Origin of the sequence: Streptococcus sp. 27098_8_103 (genome assembly GCF_041432345.1) — a bacterium.
Taxonomy (GTDB): Bacteria; Bacillota; Bacilli; order Lactobacillales; family Streptococcaceae; genus Streptococcus; species Streptococcus mitis_BV.
The window spans coordinates 63,243-84,734 of the sequence record NZ_JAPVZK010000004.1; the positions used below are offsets into that span (position 1 = coordinate 63,243).

General features: G+C 34.8%; 16 protein-coding genes and 3 tRNA genes. 11 read left to right on the forward strand and 8 right to left on the reverse strand.

The features are described from left to right. Window positions 1–7 precede the first annotated feature (7 nt). Together O3599_RS01955 and O3599_RS01960 are read left to right on the forward strand one after the other, a co-directional pair. Window positions 8–1,630, forward strand: coding sequence for an ATP-binding cassette domain-containing protein (locus tag O3599_RS01955; protein ID WP_247939271.1), 1,623 nt, complete (start codon window positions 8–10; stop codon window positions 1,628–1,630). A 59-nt stretch (window positions 1,631–1,689) separates the two neighbouring features. Next, window positions 1,690–4,233 (forward strand): YfhO family protein, encoded by a 2,544-nt coding sequence (locus tag O3599_RS01960; RefSeq protein WP_247939272.1) that lies wholly within the window; start codon window positions 1,690–1,692, stop codon window positions 4,231–4,233. 28 nt (window positions 4,234–4,261) lie between these two features. Here the strand turns inward: O3599_RS01960 and O3599_RS01965 are convergent, their stop codons facing one another. Further along, window positions 4,262–6,904: a YhgE/Pip domain-containing protein gene (locus O3599_RS01965; RefSeq protein ID WP_247939273.1), complete on the reverse strand. Its 2,643-nt coding sequence runs from the start codon at window positions 6,902–6,904 to the stop codon at window positions 4,262–4,264. A 127-nt stretch (window positions 6,905–7,031) separates the two neighbouring features. Here O3599_RS01965 and O3599_RS01970 point away from each other — a divergent pair, with 127 nt between their 5' ends. After that, window positions 7,032–7,574, forward strand: a complete 543-nt coding sequence (locus O3599_RS01970) for a TetR/AcrR family transcriptional regulator (protein ID WP_247939274.1) — start codon at window positions 7,032–7,034, stop codon at window positions 7,572–7,574. Between the two features lie 40 nt (window positions 7,575–7,614). Here the strand turns inward: O3599_RS01970 and O3599_RS01975 are convergent. From O3599_RS01975 to rlmH, 7 genes are all read right to left on the reverse strand, one after another. Continuing rightward, window positions 7,615–7,688, reverse strand: a tRNA-Asn gene (locus O3599_RS01975). A 5-nt stretch (window positions 7,689–7,693) separates the two neighbouring features. Continuing rightward, window positions 7,694–7,765: transfer RNA gene (locus O3599_RS01980), tRNA-Glu, on the reverse strand. A gap of 51 nt (window positions 7,766–7,816) precedes the next feature. Next, entirely contained in the window at window positions 7,817–8,569 is a 753-nt protein-coding gene (gene comE, locus O3599_RS01985; protein WP_033684571.1) for a competence system response regulator transcription factor ComE, read from the reverse strand. Continuing rightward, window positions 8,566–9,891: a sensor histidine kinase gene (comD, locus tag O3599_RS01990; protein WP_247939275.1), complete on the reverse strand. Its 1,326-nt coding sequence runs from the start codon at window positions 9,889–9,891 to the stop codon at window positions 8,566–8,568. Before comD ends, comE begins: the two co-directional genes overlap by 4 nt. A 12-nt stretch (window positions 9,892–9,903) precedes the next feature. Then, window positions 9,904–10,035 carry a competence-stimulating peptide ComC gene (gene comC, locus O3599_RS01995; protein ID WP_247939276.1) on the reverse strand — a complete coding sequence of 44 codons (132 nt, stop codon included), beginning with the start codon at window positions 10,033–10,035 and terminating at the stop codon, window positions 9,904–9,906. 164 nt (window positions 10,036–10,199) lie between these two features. After that, window positions 10,200–10,273: transfer RNA gene (locus tag O3599_RS02000), tRNA-Arg, on the reverse strand. Between the two features lie 43 nt (window positions 10,274–10,316). Next, window positions 10,317–10,796, reverse strand: coding sequence for a 23S rRNA (pseudouridine(1915)-N(3))-methyltransferase RlmH (gene rlmH / locus O3599_RS02005; RefSeq protein WP_247939277.1), 480 nt, complete (start codon window positions 10,794–10,796; stop codon window positions 10,317–10,319). A gap of 183 nt (window positions 10,797–10,979) precedes the next feature. Between rlmH and O3599_RS02010 the strand changes: the two genes are divergently transcribed. The 8 genes from O3599_RS02010 to mfd all read left to right on the forward strand — a co-directional run bounded on the left by O3599_RS02010 (window position 10,980) and on the right by mfd (window position 21,451). Then, entirely contained in the window at window positions 10,980–12,161 is a 1,182-nt protein-coding gene (locus O3599_RS02010) for a S1C family serine protease (RefSeq protein WP_247939278.1), read from the forward strand. A 57-nt stretch (window positions 12,162–12,218) separates the two neighbouring features. Further along, window positions 12,219–12,977, forward strand: coding sequence for a ParB/RepB/Spo0J family partition protein (locus tag O3599_RS02015; RefSeq protein ID WP_247939279.1), 759 nt, complete (start codon window positions 12,219–12,221; stop codon window positions 12,975–12,977). A gap of 212 nt (window positions 12,978–13,189) precedes the next feature. Beyond that, a complete protein-coding gene (gene dnaA, locus O3599_RS02020; RefSeq protein ID WP_247939280.1) occupies window positions 13,190–14,551 on the forward strand; it encodes a chromosomal replication initiator protein DnaA in 1,362 nt (453 codons plus the stop codon). Between the two features lie 158 nt (window positions 14,552–14,709). Continuing rightward, complete coding sequence (gene dnaN, locus O3599_RS02025) at window positions 14,710–15,846, forward strand: DNA polymerase III subunit beta (RefSeq protein WP_247939281.1); 1,137 nt, start codon at window positions 14,710–14,712, stop codon at window positions 15,844–15,846. Between the two features lie 64 nt (window positions 15,847–15,910). Next, entirely contained in the window at window positions 15,911–16,105 is a 195-nt protein-coding gene (locus O3599_RS02030) for a DUF951 domain-containing protein (RefSeq protein ID WP_000285186.1), read from the forward strand. Between the two features lie 84 nt (window positions 16,106–16,189). Then, window positions 16,190–17,305 (forward strand): redox-regulated ATPase YchF, encoded by a 1,116-nt coding sequence (ychF, locus tag O3599_RS02035; protein WP_247939282.1) that lies wholly within the window; start codon window positions 16,190–16,192, stop codon window positions 17,303–17,305. A gap of 72 nt (window positions 17,306–17,377) precedes the next feature. Continuing rightward, a complete protein-coding gene (gene pth, locus O3599_RS02040) occupies window positions 17,378–17,947 on the forward strand; it encodes an aminoacyl-tRNA hydrolase (RefSeq protein WP_004255263.1) in 570 nt (189 codons plus the stop codon). After that, window positions 17,948–21,451, forward strand: a complete 3,504-nt coding sequence (gene mfd, locus O3599_RS02045) for a transcription-repair coupling factor (protein WP_371511824.1) — start codon at window positions 17,948–17,950, stop codon at window positions 21,449–21,451. The last annotated feature ends 41 nt before the right edge of the window (window positions 21,452–21,492 follow it).

A 21,492-nucleotide genomic window follows, 5' to 3' on the forward strand; every position in this document is an offset into this window, starting at 1 on the left:
AAAAACATTGCTTACAGTATCTGATGTTTCACTACGTTTTAGTGATCGCAAACTTTTTGATGATGTCAATATCAAATTTACAGAAGGAAATACTTACGGATTAATCGGTGCTAATGGTGCCGGAAAATCAACCTTTTTAAAAATTTTAGCCGGAGATATCGAACCTACTACTGGTCATATTTCTCTTGGTCCAGATGAACGTCTCTCTGTGCTTCGTCAAAATCACTTTGACTATGAGGATGAACGTGCTATTGATGTTGTTATCATGGGAAATGAAAAACTTTATAGCATCATGAAGGAGAAAGATGCTATCTACATGAAGGAAGATTTCTCAGATGAAGATGGTGTCCGAGCTGCCGAACTCGAGGGAGAATTTGCCGAGCTTGGGGGCTGGGAAGCAGAAAGTGAAGCCTCTCAACTACTTCAAAATCTAAACATTCCAGAAGAATTACACTACCAAAACATGAGCGAATTAGCCAACGGTGAAAAAGTAAAAGTTCTCCTAGCCAAAGCACTTTTTGGTAAACCAGATGTTCTTCTTTTGGACGAGCCGACCAACGGTTTGGATATCCAATCGATTACTTGGTTAGAAGACTTCTTGATTGATTTTGATAACACAGTTATCGTAGTATCCCACGACCGTCACTTCTTAAATAAAGTATGTACTCACATGGCCGACCTTGACTTTGGAAAAATCAAACTCTATGTCGGAAACTATGACTTCTGGAAGGAATCTTCTGAACTCGCTGCTAAATTGCTAGCAGACCGTAATGCCAAAGCAGAAGAAAAAATTAAGCAATTGCAAGAATTCGTTGCTCGTTTCTCTGCCAATGCTTCTAAATCAAGGCAAGCAACATCACGTAAGAAAATGCTTGATAAAATTGAACTTGAAGAAATTGTACCATCTAGTCGTAAATATCCATTTATCAACTTTAAAGCGGAACGTGAAATCGGTAATGATCTCTTGACAGTAGAAAATCTATCTGTAAAGATTGATGGTGAGACTATTTTAGATAATATCAGCTTTATCTTACGTCCAGGTGATAAGACAGCGCTAATTGGACAAAATGACATCCAAACGACTGCATTAATTCGTGCAATCATGGGTGACATTGACTATGAAGGAACTATCAAGTGGGGAGTAACTACTAGCCGTTCTTACTTGCCAAAAGATAACTCGGCAGATTTTGCAGGAGGAGAGTCAATCCTTGACTGGTTGCGTCAATTCGCAAGTAAAGAGGAAGATGACAATACTTTCCTACGTGGCTTCCTCGGCCGTATGCTCTTCTCTGGAGATGAAGTTAACAAACCTGTAAATGTCTTGTCAGGGGGAGAAAAAGTGCGTGTCATGCTTTCAAAGCTCATGCTCTTGAAATCAAATGTCCTTGTACTTGATGATCCAACCAATCACTTGGACTTGGAATCTATCTCAAGCTTGAACGATGGATTGAAAAACTTCAAAGAATCAATCATCTTTGCCAGCCATGACCACGAGTTTATTCAAACTCTTGCTAACCATATTATTGTCTTGTCTAAAAATGGCGTCATTGACCGTATCGATGAAACCTATGATGAATTCCTAGAGAATGCAGAAGTACAAGCAAAAGTTAAAGAACTTTGGAAAGACTAAAAAACTTCAAAACTCAGTTGGGTTAACCAGCTGAGTTTTCTAACATTTTATGAGGTAACATGAAATTATTTTTTAAAACATATTGGACCTATTTTGTTTCTTTCATCATTCCTGTATTGATTATGATAGGAGTATATCTATCTCAAGGTATCTACTGGAATAGCGATACATCTCCACTATTAGGAGATGGCTTTCATCAATACGTTATTTTTGATGTAGCTTTACGAAATATCCTACATGGAAATGGTAGTTTGTTTTACACCTTTACAAGTGGTCTAGGACTAAATTTCTATGCCCTATCTAGTTATTACTTGGGGAGTTTCCTTTCACCTCTAGTTTACTTTTTTGATCTAACGAATATGCCAGATGCTGTCTATCTGACAACTCTCTTAAAATTTGGATTGATTGGACTGTCAACTTACTTTAGTTTAAATAAACTATTTCAATCGATTCCTAAGCCTTTAAAACTAGCTTTATCTACTTCCTATGCTCTGATGAGTTTCTCTGTCAGTCAATTAGAGATAAAAACCTGGCTAGATGTTTTTATCTTGATTCCTTTAATTATAACTGGTTTACACCTGCTTATAACTGAAAAGAAATTCTCATTATACTTTACAAGTCTGTCAATCTTATTTATCCAAAACTATTATTTTGGCTATATGACAGCATTGTTTCTTATTTTCTGGTATCTCTGTCAAATTTCTTGGGACTTTAAAACTCGAAAATCATCTTTTCTTGATTTCATAATCACCTCCTTTTTAGCTGGTATGGCTAGCTTGATTATGACTCTTCCCACTCTGTTTGATTTACAGACACATGGGGAAAAATTGACTGAAGTTACAAAGTTTCAAACTGAAAGTAGCTGGTATCTTGATCTCTTTGCTAAGCAATTCATCGGTTCCTTTGACACAACAAAGTATGGGGCCGTTCCAATGATTTTTGTTGGACTACTTCCCTTTATTTTGACTATTTTATTTTTTACGCTGAAATCTATTAAGTTTCACGTGAAACTTATCTATGCAATCTTCTTTACATTTCTAATTGCAAGCTTTTATATAGAAGCGCTTGATTTATTTTGGCAAGCCATGCATACTCCAAATATGTTTTTACATCGCTATGCTTGGATTTTTTCTACCTTGTTAATTTACACAACAGCGGAAGTCTTAAATCGTCTGAGAGAAATTAAAATCTGGAATTTTTTAGTTTCACTTTTTCTTGCAGTAACAGGATTTTTAGCTACCATCTATCTAAAATCACATTATTCTTTTTTAACAGATTTGAATATTCTACTGACTATTGAATTTTTTGTTGTCTATTCTCTCTTACTCCTTGCAGTTATCAAAAAGTTTATCTCTGTAAATCTATTTGCCATTCTAATCTCTTTATTTATAATGGTTGAAATGAGTTTAAATACTTCATCTCAAATAGACGGAATTGCTAAGGAATGGGGATTTGCTTCTCGAAGTGCTTATAATCGAGATATCCCAGCTATGGAATCTTTCTCAACATATATTGAGGATCCATTTACACGTACTGAAAAACTACAAACTCAGACAGGAAATGACAGTATGAAATTCAACTACAATGGAATCTCTCAATTTTCATCTGTTCGAAATCGTTCAGCAAGCTCTACTTTAGATAAACTTGGTTTTAAGTCCTCTGGAACTAATCTCAATCTCCGCTATGCAAATAATAGTATTTTGTCTGATAGTTTATTTGGAATCCAGTACAATATCTCAGACAGTCCTATTGATAAGTATGGATTCCAAGATGTATATCAAAAAGATAATCTTACCATATATGAAAATCAATTCTCTCTTCCGATTGCCTTTGCTAGTCAATCTGTTTACAATGATGTCAAGTTCACTGAACACACTCTAGATAATCAGACCTCGTTTTTAAATCAACTTGCTGACGTCAATTTTGATTATTTTTCTCCAATACCCTATGAAAAAACAGAGAATACTGATGATTTGATTACTGTTACAAGTTCTTCAAATGAAGATGCAGCAATCCAGTATCAAATTGAAGTGCCAGAAAACAGCCAAGTTTATCTTTCTTTCACAAACCTTCACTTTTCTAATGACAAACAAAAAAAGGTTGACATCCTTGTAAATGGAGAAAAGAAAACTTTTACAACTGATAATGTCTTCTCCTTCTTTAATCTAGGCTATACAAAAGAGAAAAAAACTTTCAATATCAATGTTAGTTTCCCTGGAAATTCACAAGTATCATTTGAATCTCCTACCTTCTATCGTTTAGATACCAAAACATTCACCGAGGCAATTCAAAAAATTAAAGAACAACCTGTCACAATATCAACTTCTAAAAACAAGATCTTTGCTACATATGATGTTAAACGAGATACGTCCATTTTCTTCACCATTCCTTATGACAAAGGCTGGTCTGCCTACCAAGATGGTAAAAAAATAGAAATTAAACAAGCTCAAACTGGTTTTATAAAAGTTGACGTTCCTAAGGGAAAAGGAACTATTACACTTTCCTTCATTCCTAATGGGTTTGTTGTTGGAGCAATCTGTTCCTTTACTTCTCTTTTACTATTTGGAATCTATAATCATAAACGAAAGTCATCTAAGACATAAAAAAATCGACCAGTTGGTCGATTTTTTTTTAATCTTCTTCCATTTTCTTAGGTTGATAGGCTAGCATACCTAAACCAGTAAATAGGGCTAGTATCACAGCAAGGAAAATGACTTGTTGATGAATATTTCCTGTCATAGAGATTGTTTGTCGTAATCCAGAAACCGAATAACTCATTGGTAACCAAGGATTAATAGCTCTAAAGAAATCATTTGTCAAAGCAAGTGGATAGGTACCTGCACTTGATGCTAACTGTAATAAAAGCAAAATAAGCGAGAAGAAAGCTCCTATACGGCTATTCCATGTTGTTAAAGCAGTCACCATAGACATGAATGCTAAACTTGTTAGGATAATGAGAGTAAATGTTCTCATTTCATGATTTGCAGTTAGACCAATAAGATGAACTCCTCCATATACCAAAATTCCTGCTAAAACAGCTATAATACCATTTATTTCAGCTCGAGATTTCAACCAAGCCCAACGGCTCTCTGGATGACGCCCTGAAGGCAACTTAGCAAAGATCATATTCGTTGATATTGCTACAACAAAAAGAGCAACTGATATCATATAAGGAGCCATTGCGATTCCATTTACAGGAACTTGATCATTGTCTGTTTTGGAAAGATTGAGAGGATTTGACAAAATCTCTGCATTTTGAGATTCCGTAGATGCTGATTTGAGTTGATCACTAGCATTACCTAATCCTTGTCCTAAAGAAGCAACTCCTGTCTGTAAACCTTCCAATCCAGAAGTTAACTTTGTTCCACCTTCTGCTAGTTTCTCAGCTCCATCTGCCAATTTATTAGCTCCATTCTCTAATTGAGAAGCACCTGAAAGTAACTGACTGGATTTGTCTGCTAATTGACCAGATCCTGATTGTAATTTATCAACTCCTGCCATTAATTCTTGACTCTTTTGATTCAATTGATTGGACCCAGTTGATAATTTTTCAATACCAGATACTAATTCTGGAGTTTTTTCAACTAATTGACCAACTCCTGCTGTCAAGCTAGAAGATTTTTGTGTCAAGGTATTTGAGCCTGAAACTAGTTGATCCAAACTACCTGTCAAGGTGGAATTCTTTTCACTTAGTTGACTTGCGCCCTGAGAAACTTTATCAACACCTGCAGTATATGCATTTACACCTGATGCAATCGACTGACTGGCAGGAACTAATTTACTCGTCACTGCTCCCTGTATTTCTGTTAATCCACTTGATAATCCTGTCAAAGAAGTAGAAGCAAGCGGTAATACTTGATTAGCTTGATTTTTTAATGTCGAAAGATTTGAAGATTGATTTTGTAAGTTTTCTAAACTTCCCTGTAAACCTTGTACTAAAGCTATAATTGACTGAACCAATTGAATACTATCAGTCGAATTTTGAGATACAGAAGCACTTATCTCAGCTTGTTGCTCACTTGTCAATGATTTATAAGCTGCTGTTGATTGAATATTTGCTAATGTAGTTGCTTTTTCAGACTGAGCACTTGCTAACATTTGATTAGAAAGAGAAACTATACTTGATAAAACAGAAGACAATTGTTTTGTATCTCCAACATCAATATTTTGAATGGCTTGATTTAACTGATTTAGACCAGAAGATAATTGATTAATTTGATCTTTTTGCTCAGACGAAGTATCTAACTTGCTAGAAAGTTGTTGAATCCCTTCACTTAATTGCTCCACACCCATTCGAAGTGTAGCTGATTGATTAGATAACTGATTAGCACCTGTTGCAAGACTTCCCACTCCATTGGTGTAGGCACTAACACCAGATGAAAATTGATTAAGACCAGCATTGAGCCGAGAAACACCGCCAGTATAGGACTCTACACCAGTATATAGTTGATTGATTCCTCCTACTAATTCAGGACTTTTAGAAGATAATTGACCTAATCCGCTATCTAATTGACTCACTGCACCAGTATATGTAACTAAACCACTATTAAAATTTCCTAATCCAAGATGAAGTTGTTCAACACCAGAGACATAAGAGGATAATCCTTTAGTAAACTGCTCCGTTCCATTTGAAAATGTTAAACTTGAATCTGCTAAAGAGTGTAGGTTAGTAGTTAATGTTTGACTTCCTGCCACTAACTGATTCGCTCCATCAGTTAGTTTTTCACTACCAGACGCTGCTTGACTCATACCATCCTTTAAATCGACCATCTTGTTAAAGAAAGCTTTAGTATAAGTCTCGGTTACATTGGTAGAAACACTCTGCTTTAATTGTGTCATAGCAGAATCGCTCATCTTGCTGGCAATAAAACTATGGCCACTTGAAGTCTGATAATCGATTTGCATTTGCTCAGGGTGATCCGTTAAAATCGAAGCTGCTTTTTCAGATAAATCACTTGGTAAAGTCACTACCATATAGTAATCGCCATCTTCCAATCCCTTCTTTCCTTCCTCTTCATCCACGAAATGAAAATCTAAGGTTTTATTTTCTTTTAAATTTGACACCATGTCTTTTCCTATAGCCATGGTATTACCGTTATAGGAAGCTTCTTTATCATGATTGACAACTGCCACAGGTAAGTCAGACAATTGCCCATATGGATCCCACATTGATGACAAAAATATAATATTGTATAGAGCTGGAATAAGAGAAATCCCTATCATGACAATAATAAAGGTTGGTTTTTTAAAAATTGCTTTCCATTCTTTAAACATAGCTTCTCCTTTTTTAAACATATTGTCTAAAATTTTGATATAATAGATTATACATTAAAAAATCTAAATTACAAGATAAAAAATCAATTTTTAGACAGATAGTCTAATTTGTTTATAAGGAGGAAATATGCAAGAAAGTAACAAACGCTTAAAAACAAAGCGAACTATTGAAAATGCTATGGTTCAATTACTAATGGAACAACCATTTGATCAAATTTCTACTGTCAAGTTAGCAGAAAAAGCCGGAATTAGTCGTTCCAGCTTCTATACTCACTATAAGGATAAGTATGATATGATTGAGCATTATCAAAGCAAGCTATTTCATACATTTGAATATATTTTTCAAAAACATGCTCAGCGCAAAAGAGACGCTATTCTAGAAGTCTTTGAATATCTAGAATCAGAACCACTTCTGGCTGCTCTTCTTTCTGAAAATGGGACGAAAGAAATCCAAAATTTCTTACGAAATAAACTTCATATCATGCTCAGTACAGATTTACAAAAGCGATTTATGCAACTGAATCTAAATACCACTGAATTAGAATATAGTAGCATCTATTTAACTCATGCACTTTTTGGTGTCTGTCAAACTTGGATTGCACACGGAAAAAAAGAAAGTCCTCAAGAAATAACAGACTTCCTTATGCAGATGCTTGGTGATACAAATTGATACAAAAAGAGGAACACAGTTGTGTTCCCTTTTATCTATACTCCGCCAGTAGGACTCGAACCTACGACATCATGATTAACAGTCATGCGCTACTACCAACTGAGCTATGGCGGATAAAATAGTCCGTACGGGATTCGAACCCGTGTTACCGCCGTGAAAAGGCGGTGTCTTAACCCCTTGACCAACGGACCTTCTATCTGTAGCAGATATAACCATTATATCAATTTCTTACTAATTGTCAATCACTTTTTAGATTTTTTCTCTAGAATATCTTTCAATTTTCTAATTTTTAACCTTGAAATAGGACAACGATGGTCTTCATAGAAAACAACTTCTAGATTCTTTCGGTCAATTTCTCTGATATTGCCTATATTTACCAAAAATGACTTATGAGGAGAATAAAATCGTTGGGTATGTTTATCCTTTTCCTGAATATCTGTCATTGTTCCATAGAACTCTTTGGCAAAATTCTTACCAATAATGCGCAATTTATGAGAGACACCTGTCGTTTCAATATACAAAATATCATGGTAAGGAATTTTTAAATCATTTCCCTTGTAATTGTAATCAAAATAATCTACAACATCTTCATTTTCAAGCAACATACTCTTCGTGTAGAATATATTTTGCTCAATTCTCTTCTTAAACATCTCATCATTAATATCCTTATCAACAAAATCTAGAGCTGATACCTGGTATTTATAGGTTAGAGTCGCAAACTCTGATCGACTGGTGATAAAGACGATAATAGCGTAAGGATTGTAATGACGAATGAGCTGAGCAACTTCAAATCCTTTTTTCTCAATTCCATGAATATCGATATCTAGGAAATAAAGCTGATTTACTTCATCATTTTCAATGTATTCTTCAAATTCACGGACTTTTCCCGTTGTCTTGTATGATATTGGAATATTCGATTCTTTCGAAATTTCATCCAATATTCTTTCTAGTCTCACTTGATGTTCAATAACATCCTCTAAAATTAAAACTTTCATTCAAATTCCCTCTTAAATCTAATGATTTGTCTAAATGTACTGCCTTCCATCTCTGTTTCTAAAATAATATTGTTGTACTTATCTAGCAGTTCTTTCACATTATTTAATCCTACCCCGCGATTTCTTCCCTTAGTGGAGAATCCTAAAGCAAATAGATCTCCTGAAGGAGTCATCGTCATTTTACATGAATTCTGAATCACAATAACTGTTTCAGTTTCCATCTTAATAACTGCTACTTCCATCTGCTTTTTATAACTATCAGCCGATCCTTCGACAGCATTGTTCAATAAAACGCTCATAATACGAACCAAATCCAATAGTTCAATTGGGAGCTTAGTAATCGTATCTTTTACTTCCAGTGTAAACTCTACACCATTATTTCGAGCATAAACAATTGACTGAGCAACCAAACTTCGTAAAGCTGAATCTTCTATGTTGTTCAAATCAAAGTAAGTATACTTATCTGAACGCAGTTTATGATTAGCTTTAACCAAAACTTCATTGTAAACTCTGTCAATTTCCTGTAAATCACCACTGTCAATTGCCATCTGCATACTAACAAGCATTCCAGCATAGTCATGTCGAAAACCACGTATTTCATTATACAGACCGACAATTTCATCTGTGTAATTCTGTAAATGTTTCTGTTCAAATTTCTTCTGCTTCAAAGCAATCTCTTTTTCCATTTGTTCTTTATGCGAATTCATTGCAAAGAAGGTCAAAAGGAGAGAAATAAAGACAATAGATGATAAAATACTTCCAAAACTATTCAAATGTTTAATCGTACTTACCATATTTGAAACGAAAGATACAATATGGAGCAGTAGTAAGGCAAAAAATACTTTTTTCAAGAAAGGATAAAGGTAGTCCTTATCAAAATAGTTTAGTTCTAAATGGAAATAATGAATGATTTTTAAGATAACAACATAAGTCAACACCGTTACAACGGAAAAGAATAGGCCATAATATTGTAAAACAAAATTGTCTCCTGTTATAGAGGAGAACGTTACGGACAAAAAGTTATGAGTGCTCTCATATAAAAGAGATAGTAGTAAACTTAGAAATAGTCCTCTATCCCTCTCATACTGTTTCATCCATCGAAAATAGGAATATAAGAATAAAGGAAATAAAAATGTTTCAATCCCTAACCCATCTAAATTTAGAAGATAGAAAGGAAAATCAAATACTGTGTCTGTTAGTAATGTATAAGCACCAAAAACGAAGAATTCTTTTCTATTTATTTGACCTTTACAAATTAAACGGTAACTATGACTAATAATTAAAAAATATAATATCAAATCTACTAATAAGAAAAAATCCATTATGCTACTCCTTTATCTTCTTCTAAAGATATTAAAGAAATTAAAGGACTTTTCATTCATTTTCCTCATCTCCCCACCTTGAATATTTTGCAAGTCTTTTTCCTTCAATTCTACAAACTTATCTAAATTAACTGTGTTTTTCATAATAAAATCTCCTTAATGTTTTTTTCTTGTAAACTAACTTACAAAAACTATTATACAAAATGGAATTTCGTTTTAGATAAAATTCTCTCAACTGTCATTTTTTTCTCCCCAAGTGTACTTTTTTAAGAAAAAAGCCGGGAAAATTCCCAGCTTTGCTACTATATTGATCCCAGCAGGATTCGAACCTGCGACCGTTCGCTTAGAAGGCGAATGCTCTATCCAGCTGAGCTATGAGACCTAATACAATTATTCTACCAAAAATTCAATTAAAAGTCAATTTTCTATTTATGATAGGGGGATCCTTGCTGAATCGTAAAAGCGCGATAAATTTGTTCAGCAAGAACCAATCTCATTAACTGATGGGGCAAGGTTAAACGACCAAAACTGACAGAAAGATTAGCTCTCTTTTTTACATCCTGTGCTAATCCCAGACTCCCTCCAATAATAAAGGTAAGAGTAGAAAATCCTTTTATGGAAGCTTCTTCTAACTGCTTACTAAATTCTTCCGAGGAGAACATTTTCCCTTCGATAGCTAACACAATAACAAAATCACGATCACCAACTTTTGATAAAATTCTCTGACCTTCTATTTCTAAAATCTTTTGATTTTCTGACTCACTAGCCCTATCTGGTGTTTTTTCATCTGCCAACTCAATCATTTCAAGCTTAGCAAATCGAGAAATTCGTTTTGAATACTCTGCGATACCATCTTTTAAATACTTTTCTTTCAGTTTCCCAACTGTTACAACTTTAATTTTCATGACTCTATTCTAACATATTCTTTATTTTTTCACATCTTATTCACAAAATAAAAGCTTAATTTTAACCGAGAAAACCACAGATTTTTAAAAGTTATCCACAATCTGTGAAAAACTTTTGTGTTTAAGTTATAATTAAGCTAGTCAGTTTATACTTTCAGTAATTTCAAAAAAATGGAGGCAAATATGAAACATCTAAAAACATTTTACAAAAAATGGTTTCAATTATTAGTCGTTATCGTCATTAGCTTTATTAGTGGAGCCTTGGGTAGCTTTTCAATAAATCAACTAACTCAAAAAAGTACTGTAAGTACCTCTAACAACAATAGTACTATTACACAGACTGCCTATAAGAATGAAAATTCAACAACACAGGCTGTTAACAAAGTAAAAGATGCCGTTGTTTCTGTTATTACTTATTCAGCAAATAGACAAAATAGCGTATTTGGTAATGATGATACTGATACAGATTCTCAGCAAATCTCTAGTGAAGGATCTGGGGTTATTTATAAGAAGAATGATAAAGAAGCTTACATCGTCACCAATAATCACGTTATAAATGGCGCCAGCAAAGTAGATATTCGTTTGTCAGATGGAACTAAAGTACCCGGAGAAATTGTCGGAGCGGACACTTTCTCTGATATTGCTGTCGTCAAAATCTCTTCAGAAAAAGTGACAACAGTAGCTGAGTTTGGTGATTCTAGCAAGTTAACCGTAGGAGAAACTGCCATTGCTATTGGTAGCCCATTGGGTTCTGAATATGCTAATACTGTCACTCAAGGTATCGTATCTAGTCTTAATCGAAATGTATCTTTAAAATCTGAAGATGGACAAGCCATTTCTACAAAAGCCATCCAAACTGATACTGCTATTAACCCAGGTAACTCTGGTGGCCCACTAATCAATATTCAAGGACAGGTTATCGGAATTACCTCAAGTAAAATTGCCACAAATGGAGGAACATCTGTAGAAGGTCTTGGTTTTGCAATCCCTGCAAATGATGCTATCAATATTATTGAACAGTTGGAAAAGAACGGAAAAGTTACTCGTCCAGCTTTGGGAATTCAAATGGTCAATCTCTCAAATATTAATACAAGTGATATTAGAAGACTGAATATTCCAAGCAATGTAACATCTGGTGTAGTTGTTCGTTCTGTGCAAAGTAATATGCCTGCCAATGGTCACCTTGAAAAATACGATGTTATTACAAAAGTAGATGACAAGGAAATTGCTTCATCAACAGACTTACAAAGTGCTCTTTACAATCATTCTATCGGAGATACCATTAAAATAACTTACTATCGTAACGGTAAAGAAGAAACTACATCTATTAAACTTGACAAGAGTTCAGGTGATTTAGAATCTTAATTGACATCTATGTAAAGAAAGCTTTACATAAGATAAAAGATGTGTTAGTGTAGAATCATGGAAAAATTTGAAATGATTTCTATCACAGATATACAGAAAAATCCCTATCAACCTCGAAAAGAATTTGATGGAGAAAAACTACATGAACTAGCACAGTCTATCAAAGAAAATGGGGTCATTCAACCGATTATTGTTCGTCAATCTCCTGTTATTGGTTATGAAATCCTTGCAGGAGAGAGACGCTATCGGGCTTCACTTTTAGCTGGTCTAAGGTATATCCCAGCTGTTGTTAAGCAGCTTTCAGATCAAGAGATGATGATCCAATCTATCATTGAAAATTTACAGAGAGAAAATTTAAATCCAATAGAAGAAGCACGCGCCTATGAATCTCTTGTAGAGAAAGGATTTACCCATGCTGAAATTGCAGATAAAATGGGCAAGTCTCGTCCTTATATCAGCAACTCTATTCGCTTGCTGTCCTTGCCAGAACAGATCCTTTCAGAAGTAGAAAATGGCCAACTATCACAAGCCCATGCGCGTTCTCTAGTTGGGTTAAATAAGGAACAACAAAACTATTTCTTTCAACGGATTATATGTGAAGACATTTCTGTAAGGAAATTAGAAGCTCTTCTGACAGAGAAAAAACAAAAGAAACTTCAAAAAACGAATCATTTCATACAAAATGAAGAAGAACAGTTAAAAAAACTACTCGGATTAGATGTAGAAATCAAACTGTCTAAAAAAGACAGTGGAAAAATCATTATTTCTTTTTCAAATCAAGAAGAATACAGTAGAATTATCAACAGCCTGAAATAAGGCTGTTCTTTTATTTTTTTATCTCACAAGGTTATCCACTATTTTTTTCAAAAAAAAGCTTCATAAATCAACAGTTTCTGATTTTATCCCCAACCTGTGGATAAAACTTGATAACATTGTGGATTATTTTTCACAGCTTGTGGAAAATTCTTGCTATCTATGGTAAAATAAATCTAGCATTAAACTTTTAAATAGTAAAGGAGGAGAAAGGATTGAAAGAAAAACAATTTTGGAATCGTATATTAGAATTTGCTCAAGAAAGACTGACTCGATCCATGTATGATTTCTATGCTATTCAAGCTGAACTCATCAAGGTAGAGGAAAATGTTGCCACTATATTTTTACCACGATCTGAAATGGAAATGGTCTGGGAAAAACAACTAAAAGATATCATTGTAGTAGCTGGTTTTGAGATTTATGATGCTGAGATAACTCCCCACTATATTTTCACCAAGCATCAAGATACGATTATCCCACAAGTTGAAGAAGCTCCAAATTCAACCCTTTATGACTATAGTCCAAAGCTAGCATCTATTCCTTATTCGGATACTGGATTAAAAGAAAAGTATACCTTTGATAATTTTATCCAAGGGGATGGAAATGTTTGGGCAGTATCAGCCGCCCTGGCTGTCTCTGAAGATTTAGCCTTGACCTATAATCCTCTTTTTATCTATGGAGGACCTGGGCTTGGTAAGACTCACTTACTCAATGCCATTGGGAATGAGATTTTGAAAAATATTCCTGATGCGCGTGTGAAGTACATTCCTGCTGAAAGCTTTATAAACGACTTTCTTGAACATCTGAGACTGGGTGAAATGGATAAGTTCAAAAAAACCTACCGTAGCCTCGATCTCTTGTTAATTGATGATATTCAATCGCTGAGTGGAAAAAAAGTTGCAACTCAGGAAGAATTTTTCAATACTTTCAATGTTCTCCATAACAATCAAAAACAAATTGTTCTGACTAGTGATCGTAGCCCTAAACACTTAGAGGGCCTTGAAGAAAGACTTGTCACGCGCTTTAGCTGGGGCTTGACGCAAAATATCACACCACCTGACTTTGAGACACGTATTGCCATTTTACAAAGCAAAACAGAGAATTTAGACTACCATTTCCAAAGTGATACCCTAGAATACCTAGCTGGTCAATTTGATTCAAACGTCCGAGAACTTGAAGGAGCAATCAACGACATCACTTTAATCGCCCGAGTGAAGAAGATTAAGGATATCACTATCGATATCGCTGCAGAGGCTATTAGGGCACGCAAACAAGATGTTAGCCAAATGCTCGTCATCCCAATTGATAAAATCCAAAATGAAGTTGGTAACTTTTATGGTGTCAGCGTCAAAGAAATGAAAGGAAGCAGACGCCTTCAAAATATTGTGTTAGCCCGTCAAGTAGCCATGTATTTATCTAGAGAACTAACAGATAATAGTCTTCCAAAAATTGGGAAGGAATTTGGTGGTAAAGATCACACAACAGTCATTCATGCCCATGCCAAAATTAAATCTTTGATTGATGAAGACGATAATTTACGTTTAGAAATTGAATCAATCAAAAAGAAAATCAAATAACTTGTGGATAACTTTTACTTTATTATCTTTTTTATCCACATTTTTTAAACAAGCCCAAAAACTTGATATGACTTGTTTAAAGTCTGTTTTCCACAGATTTCACAGACTCTATTATTACTATTATCCTTCTAATACTAAAAATAAATAAAGGAGAATCCATGATTCATTTTTCAATTAATAAAAATTTATTTCTACAAGCCTTAAATACTACTAAGAGAGCTATTAGCTCTAAAAATGCCATTCCTATTTTATCAACCGTCAAAATTGACGTAACCAATGAAGGTGTTACTTTAATTGGTTCAAATGGTCAAATTTCAATTGAAAATTTTATTTCTCAAAAAAATGAAGATGCTGGTTTGTTAATTACTTCTTTAGGTTCGATCCTTCTTGAAGCTTCTTTCTTCATCAATGTGGTATCTAGTCTACCTGATGTGACTCTTGATTTTAAAGAAATTGAACAAAACCAAATTGTTTTAACTAGTGGCAAATCAGAAATTACCCTAAAAGGAAAAGATAGCGAGCAATATCCACGAATCCAAGAAATTTCAGCAAGCACTCCTTTGGTTCTTGAAACAAAATTACTTAAGAAAATTATCAATGAAACAGCTTTTGCTGCAAGTACACAAGAAAGTCGTCCAATTTTAACAGGTGTTCATTTTGTATTGAGCCAACACAAAGAGTTAAAAACAGTTGCAACAGACTCTCATCGTCTAAGCCAGAAAAAATTGACTCTTGAAAAAAATAGTGATGATTTTGATGTCGTCATTCCTAGCCGTTCTCTACGCGAATTTTCAGCAGTATTTATAGACGATATTGAAACTGTAGAGATTTTCTTTGCCAACAATCAAATCCTCTTTAGAAGCGAAAATATTAGCTTCTATACTCGTTTGTTAGAAGGTAACTATCCTGATACAGATCGCTTGATTCCGACAGACTTTAACACTACTATTACTTTTGATGTGGTAAACTTACGTCAGTCAATGGAGCGTGCTCGCCTTTTATCAAGTGCGACTCAAAATGGTACTGTGAAGCTTGAAATTAAAGGTGGTATTGTTAGCGCCCATGTTCATTCTCCAGAAGTTGGTAAAGTAAACGAAGAAATCGATACTGATCAGGTGACTGGTGAAGATTTGACTATTAGTTTCAACCCAACTTACTTGATTGATTCTCTTAAGGCTTTAAATAGCGAAAAGGTGACCATTAGCTTTATCTCAGCTGTTCGTCCATTTACTCTTGTGCCAGCAGACACTGATGAAGACTTCATGCAGCTCATTACACCAGTTCGTACAAATTAAGTGAAAGAGGTTGAGCATGGCTCGCCTCTTTTATGATATAATCGAAAAAGAAAAGGAGAGTAGTATGTATCAAGTTGGAAATTTTGTTGAAATGAAAAAACCACATGCTTGCACCATCAAGTCAACAGGTAAAAAGGCCAATCGTTGGGAAATTACACGTGTAGGAGCAGATATCAAAATTAAATGTAGCAATTGTGACCATGTTGTCATGATGGGGCGCTATGATTTTGATCGAAAAATGAATAAAATTATTGACTGAAACCCCTCAGTTAGAGGGTTAGCAAGTTTTCCCTTTTTGTGTTATAATATTAGGGATTGAAATGAAAACGGAGAATGAGAAAATATGGCTTTAACAGCAGGTATCGTTGGTTTGCCAAACGTTGGTAAATCAACACTATTTAATGCAATTACAAAAGCAGGAGCAGAGGCTGCAAACTATCCATTTGCGACGATTGATCCAAACGTTGGAATGGTTGAGGTTCCAGATGAACGCCTACAAAAATTGACTGAAATGATCACTCCTAAAAAGACAGTTCCAACAACATTTGAATTTACAGATATCGCAGGAATTGTAAAAGGAGCTTCAAAAGGAGAAGGGCTAGGGAATAAATTCTTGGCTAATATCCGTGAAGTAGACGCGATTGTTCACGTAGTTCGTGCTTTTGATGATGAAAATGTGATGCGCGAGCAAGGACGTGAAGACGCCTTTGTAGATCCACTTGCAGATATTGATACTATTAACCTGGAGTTGATTCTTGCTGACTTAGAATCAGTTAATAAGCGTTATGCGCGTGTAGAAAAGATGGCACGTACGCAAAAAGATAAAGAATCAGTAGCTGAGTTTAATGTTCTTCAAAAGATTAAACCAGTCCTAGAAGATGGAAAATCAGCTCGAACTATTGAATTTACAGATGAAGAACAAAAAGTTGTCAAAGGTCTCTTCCTTTTGACGACTAAACCAGTGCTCTATGTTGCTAATGTGGACGAGGATGTGGTTTCAGAACCTGACTCTATCGACTATGTTAAACAAATTCGTAAATTTGCAGCGACAGAAAATGCTGAAGTAGTCGTTATTTCTGCGCGTGCTGAGGAAGAAATTTCTGAGTTAGACGAAGAAGACAAGCAAGAGTTTCTTGAGGCACTTGGTTTGACAGAATCAGGCGTTGACAAGTTGACTCGTGCAGCTTACCACTTACTTGGACTGGGAACTTACTTCACAGCTGGCGAAAAAGAAGTTCGAGCTTGGACATTCAAACGTGGTATGAAGGCTCCTCAAGCAGCTGGTATTATCCACTCAGACTTTGAAAAAGGATTTATTCGTGCAGTAACTATGTCATATGAGGATCTAGTGAAATACGGATCTGAAAAGGCCGTAAAAGAAGCTGGACGCTTGCGTGAAGAAGGTAAAGAATATATCGTTCAAGATGGCGATATCATGGAATTCCGCTTTAATGTCTAAAGAAATTAATGAATAGTGTCAATTAGGTTGGAAAAAAATTCCAACCCTTTTGGCTTTTGAAAGGAAAAATAAATGACCAAATTACTTGTAGGATTAGGAAATCCAGGGGATAAATATTTTGAAACAAAACACAATGTTGGATTTATGTTGATTGACCAACTAGCGAAGAAACAGAATGTCACTTTTACACATGATAAGATATTTCAAGCTGACCTAGCATCCTTTTTCCTAAATGGAGAAAAAATTTATCTTGTCAAACCAACGACATTTATGAATGAAAGTGGAAAAGCGGTTCATGCTTTATTAACTTATTATGGTTTGGATATTGAAGATTTACTCATCATTTACGATGACCTTGACATGGAAGTTGGAAAGATTCGCTTAAGAGCAAAGGGATCCGCAGGTGGTCATAATGGTATCAAGTCTATTATTCAACATATTGGAACCCAGACATTTAATCGTGTTAAGATTGGAATCGGAAGACCTAAAAATGGAATGTCAGTTGTTAACCATGTTTTGAGTAAGTTTGACAAGGATGATTATATTGGTATTTTACAGTCTATTGACAAAGTTGATGATTCTGTAAACTACTATTTACAAGAGAAAAACTTTGAAAAAACGATGCAGAGGTATAACGGATAAATGGTGACCTTATTAGATTTATTATCAGAAAATGATCAGATAAAAAAATGGCATCAAAATCTGACAGATAAGAAAAGACAATTAATGTTAGGCTTGTCAACTTCTACAAAAGCTTTAGCAATTGCTAGTAGTTTGAGACAGGAAGATAAGATTGTGTTATTGACGTCAACTTATGGAGAAGCAGAAGGACTTGTTAGTGATCTTATCTCTATCTTGGGTGAGGAACTTGTCTATCCATTTTTGGTAGATGACTCCCCTATGGTCGAGTTTTTGATGTCTTCACAAGAAAAAATTATTTCACGGGTTGAAGCCTTGCGTTTTTTGACTGATTCATCTAAGAAAGGGATTTTAGTTTGTAATATCGCAGCAAGTCGATTGATTTTACCGTCTCCCAATATATTCAAAGATAGTATTGTAAAAATAACAGTTGGTGAAGAATATGATCAACACACGTTTATCCATCAGTTAAAGGAAATAGGTTATCGCAAAGTTACGCAAGTACAAACTCAAGGTGAGTTTAGTATTCGAGGAGATATTTTAGATATTTTTGAGATGTCTCAGTTAGAACCTTTCCGAATCGAGTTTTTTGGTGATGAAGTAGATGGAATTCGGACTTTTGAAGTAGAAACACAATTATCAAAAGAAAATCAAACAGAACTCACTATCTTTCCAGCAAGTGATATACTTTTGAGGGAAAAGGACTATCTACGAGGGCAGTCAGCTTTAGAAAAGCAAATTTCAAAGACCTTATCACCAATTTTAAAATCATACTTGGAAGAGATTTTGTCAAGTTTTCATCAAAAACAAGTACATTCAGATAGTCGAAAGTTTTTATCTTTATGTTACGATAAAACATGGACTATATTTGATTATATTGAAAAAGATACACCAGTGTTTTTTGATGATTACCAAAAATTGATGAATCAGTATGAAGCCTTTGAAAGAGAGTTAGCGCAATACTTTACAGAAGATTTACAGAATGGTAAATCATTTTCTGAGATGCAGTATTTTGCAGATACAGAACAAACCTATAAAAAACAAAGTCCAGTTACCTTTTTCTCCAATCTCCAAAAAGGGTTAGGAAATCTCAAGTTTGATCACATTTATCAATTTAATCAATATCCTATGCAGGAGTTTTTCAATCAATTTTCTTTTCTAAAAGAAGAAATTGAGCGATACAAAAAAATGGATTACACTATTATCCTGCAGTCTAGTAATTCAATGGGAAGTAAAACATTGGAAGATGTTTTAGAGGAATATCAGATTAAATTGGATTCCAGAGATAAGTCAAGTATTTGTAAAGAATCTGTAAACTTAATTGAGGGAAATCTCAGACATGGTTTTCACTTTGTAGATGAAAAGATTCTATTGATAACTGAACATGAGATTTTTCAAAAGAAATTGAAACGTCGTTTTCGAAGACAACATGTTTCAAACGCAGAGAGATTAAAAGATTACAATGAACTTGAAAAAGGAGATTACGTTGTTCACCATATCCATGGGATTGGTCAATATCTAGGAATTGAAACCATTGAAATCAAAGGAATCCACCGCGATTATGTCAGTGTCCAGTATCAAAATGGGGATCAAATCTCTATCCCAGTGGAACAGATTCATATACTGTCCAAATACGTTTCAAGTGACGGTAAAGCACCTAAACTCAATAAATTAAATGATGGTCATTTCAAAAAAGCAAAGCAAAAAGTTAAGAACCAGGTAGAGGATATAGCTGACGATTTAATTAAACTTTATTCTGAACGCAGCCAGTTGAAGGGTTTTGCTTTCTCAGCTGATGATGAGGATCAACACGCTTTTGATGATGCCTTCCCTTATGTTGAAACGGATGATCAACTTCGTAGTGTTGAGGAAATCAAGAGAGATATGCAGGCTTCTCAGCCAATGGATCGACTTTTAGTTGGGGATGTTGGTTTTGGAAAGACTGAAGTTGCTATGCGTGCAGCCTTTAAGGCAGTCAATGATCATAAACAAGTTGTCGTTCTAGTTCCGACGACGGTTTTAGCGCAACAACACTATACAAATTTTAAAGAGAGATTCCAAAATTTTGCAGTTAATATTGATGTGTTGAGTCGCTTTAGAAGTAAAAAAGAGCAGACTGAAACACTTGAAAAATTGAAAAAGGGTCAAGTTGATATTTTGATTGGAACCCATCGTATTTTGTCAAAAGATGTTGTGTTTGCTGATTTGGGTTTGATGATTATTGATGAGGAACAGCGATTTGGTGTCAAGCATAAGGAAACCTTGAAAGAACTGAAAAAACAAGTAGATGTCCTGACCTTGACAGCAACGCCAATTCCTCGTACCCTTCACATGTCTATGCTGGGAATCAGAGATTTGTCTGTTATTGAAACTCCGCCGACTAATCGTTATCCAGTGCAAACCTATGTTTTAGAAAAGAATGATAGTGTGATTCGTGATGCTGTCTTGCGTGAAATGGAGCGTGGAGGTCAAGTTTACTATCTTTACAATAAAGTTGACACGATTGACCAGAAGGTTTCCGAATTACAGGAGTTGATTCCAGATGCTTCGATTGGTTATGTTCATGGGCAAATGAGTGAGATTCAGTTAGAAAATACTCTACTGGATTTCATTGAAGGTCAGTATGATATTTTAGTGCCTACTACCATTATTGAGACAGGGGTGGACATTCCAAATGCTAATACTTTATTTATTGAAAATGCGGACCATATGGGCTTGTCAACCTTGTATCAGTTAAGAGGAAGAGTCGGTCGTAGTAATCGTATTGCTTATGCCTATCTCATGTATCGTCCAGAAAAATCAATCAGTGAAGTCTCCGAGAAGAGATTAGAAGCGATCAAAGGATTTACAGAATTGGGCTCTGGATTTAAGATTGCAATGCGAGATCTTTCGATTCGCGGAGCAGGAAATCTTTTAGGAAAATCCCAGTCTGGTTTCATTGATTCTGTTGGTTTTGAATTGTATTCGCAGTTATTGGAGGAAGCTATTGCTAAACGACATGGTAATGTGAACACAAGAACCAAAGGGAATGCTGAGTTGATTTTACAAATTGATGCCTATCTTCCTGATACCTATATTTCTGATCAACGACATAAGATTGAAATTTATAAGAAAATTCGTCAAATTGACAACCGTGTCAACTATGAAGAGTTACAAGAAGAGTTGATGGACCGATTTGGAGAGTACCCAGACGTAGTAGCCTATCTTTTAGAGATTGGTTTGATTAAGTCTTATCTTGACAAGGTCTTTGTTCAACGTGTGGAACGAAAAGAAAATAAGATTACAGTTCAATTTGAAAAAATTACTCAGCGATTGTTCTTGGCTCAAGATTATTTTAAATCTTTATCTGCAACGAATTTAAAAGCAGCCATAACTGAGAATAAGGGATTAATGGAAGTTGTATTTGACATCCGAAACAAGAAGGACTATGAAATTTTAGAAGGTCTGCTCATTTTTGGAGAAAGTTTATTAGAGATAAAAGAATCAAAGGAAGCAATTTCCCCTTAACATTTTTCTTCTATAAAAGGGATAAAAATGGTACAATAATA

Coding starts and splice junctions, on each gene's coding strand:
- ychF (WP_247939282.1), top strand. CDS start 16,190: ATGGCTTTAACAGCAGGTATCGTTGGTTTGCCAAACGTTGGTAAATCA.
- dnaN (WP_247939281.1), top strand. CDS start 14,710: ATGATTCATTTTTCAATTAATAAAAATTTATTTCTACAAGCCTTAAAT.
- rlmH (WP_247939277.1), bottom strand. CDS start 10,796: ATGAAAATTAAAGTTGTAACAGTTGGGAAACTGAAAGAAAAGTATTTA.
- O3599_RS01965 (WP_247939273.1), bottom strand. CDS start 6,904: ATGTTTAAAGAATGGAAAGCAATTTTTAAAAAACCAACCTTTATTATT.
- pth (WP_004255263.1), top strand. CDS start 17,378: ATGACCAAATTACTTGTAGGATTAGGAAATCCAGGGGATAAATATTTT.
- O3599_RS01970 (WP_247939274.1), top strand. CDS start 7,032: ATGCAAGAAAGTAACAAACGCTTAAAAACAAAGCGAACTATTGAAAAT.
- comD (WP_247939275.1), bottom strand. CDS start 9,891: ATGGATTTTTTCTTATTAGTAGATTTGATATTATATTTTTTAATTATT.
- O3599_RS01960 (WP_247939272.1), top strand. CDS start 1,690: ATGAAATTATTTTTTAAAACATATTGGACCTATTTTGTTTCTTTCATC.
- mfd (WP_371511824.1), top strand. CDS start 17,948: ATGGTGACCTTATTAGATTTATTATCAGAAAATGATCAGATAAAAAAA.
- comE (WP_033684571.1), bottom strand. CDS start 8,569: ATGAAAGTTTTAATTTTAGAGGATGTTATTGAACATCAAGTGAGACTA.
- O3599_RS02030 (WP_000285186.1), top strand. CDS start 15,911: ATGTATCAAGTTGGAAATTTTGTTGAAATGAAAAAACCACATGCTTGC.
- comC (WP_247939276.1), bottom strand. CDS start 10,035: ATGAAAAACACAGTTAATTTAGATAAGTTTGTAGAATTGAAGGAAAAA.
- O3599_RS02010 (WP_247939278.1), top strand. CDS start 10,980: ATGAAACATCTAAAAACATTTTACAAAAAATGGTTTCAATTATTAGTC.
- O3599_RS02015 (WP_247939279.1), top strand. CDS start 12,219: ATGGAAAAATTTGAAATGATTTCTATCACAGATATACAGAAAAATCCC.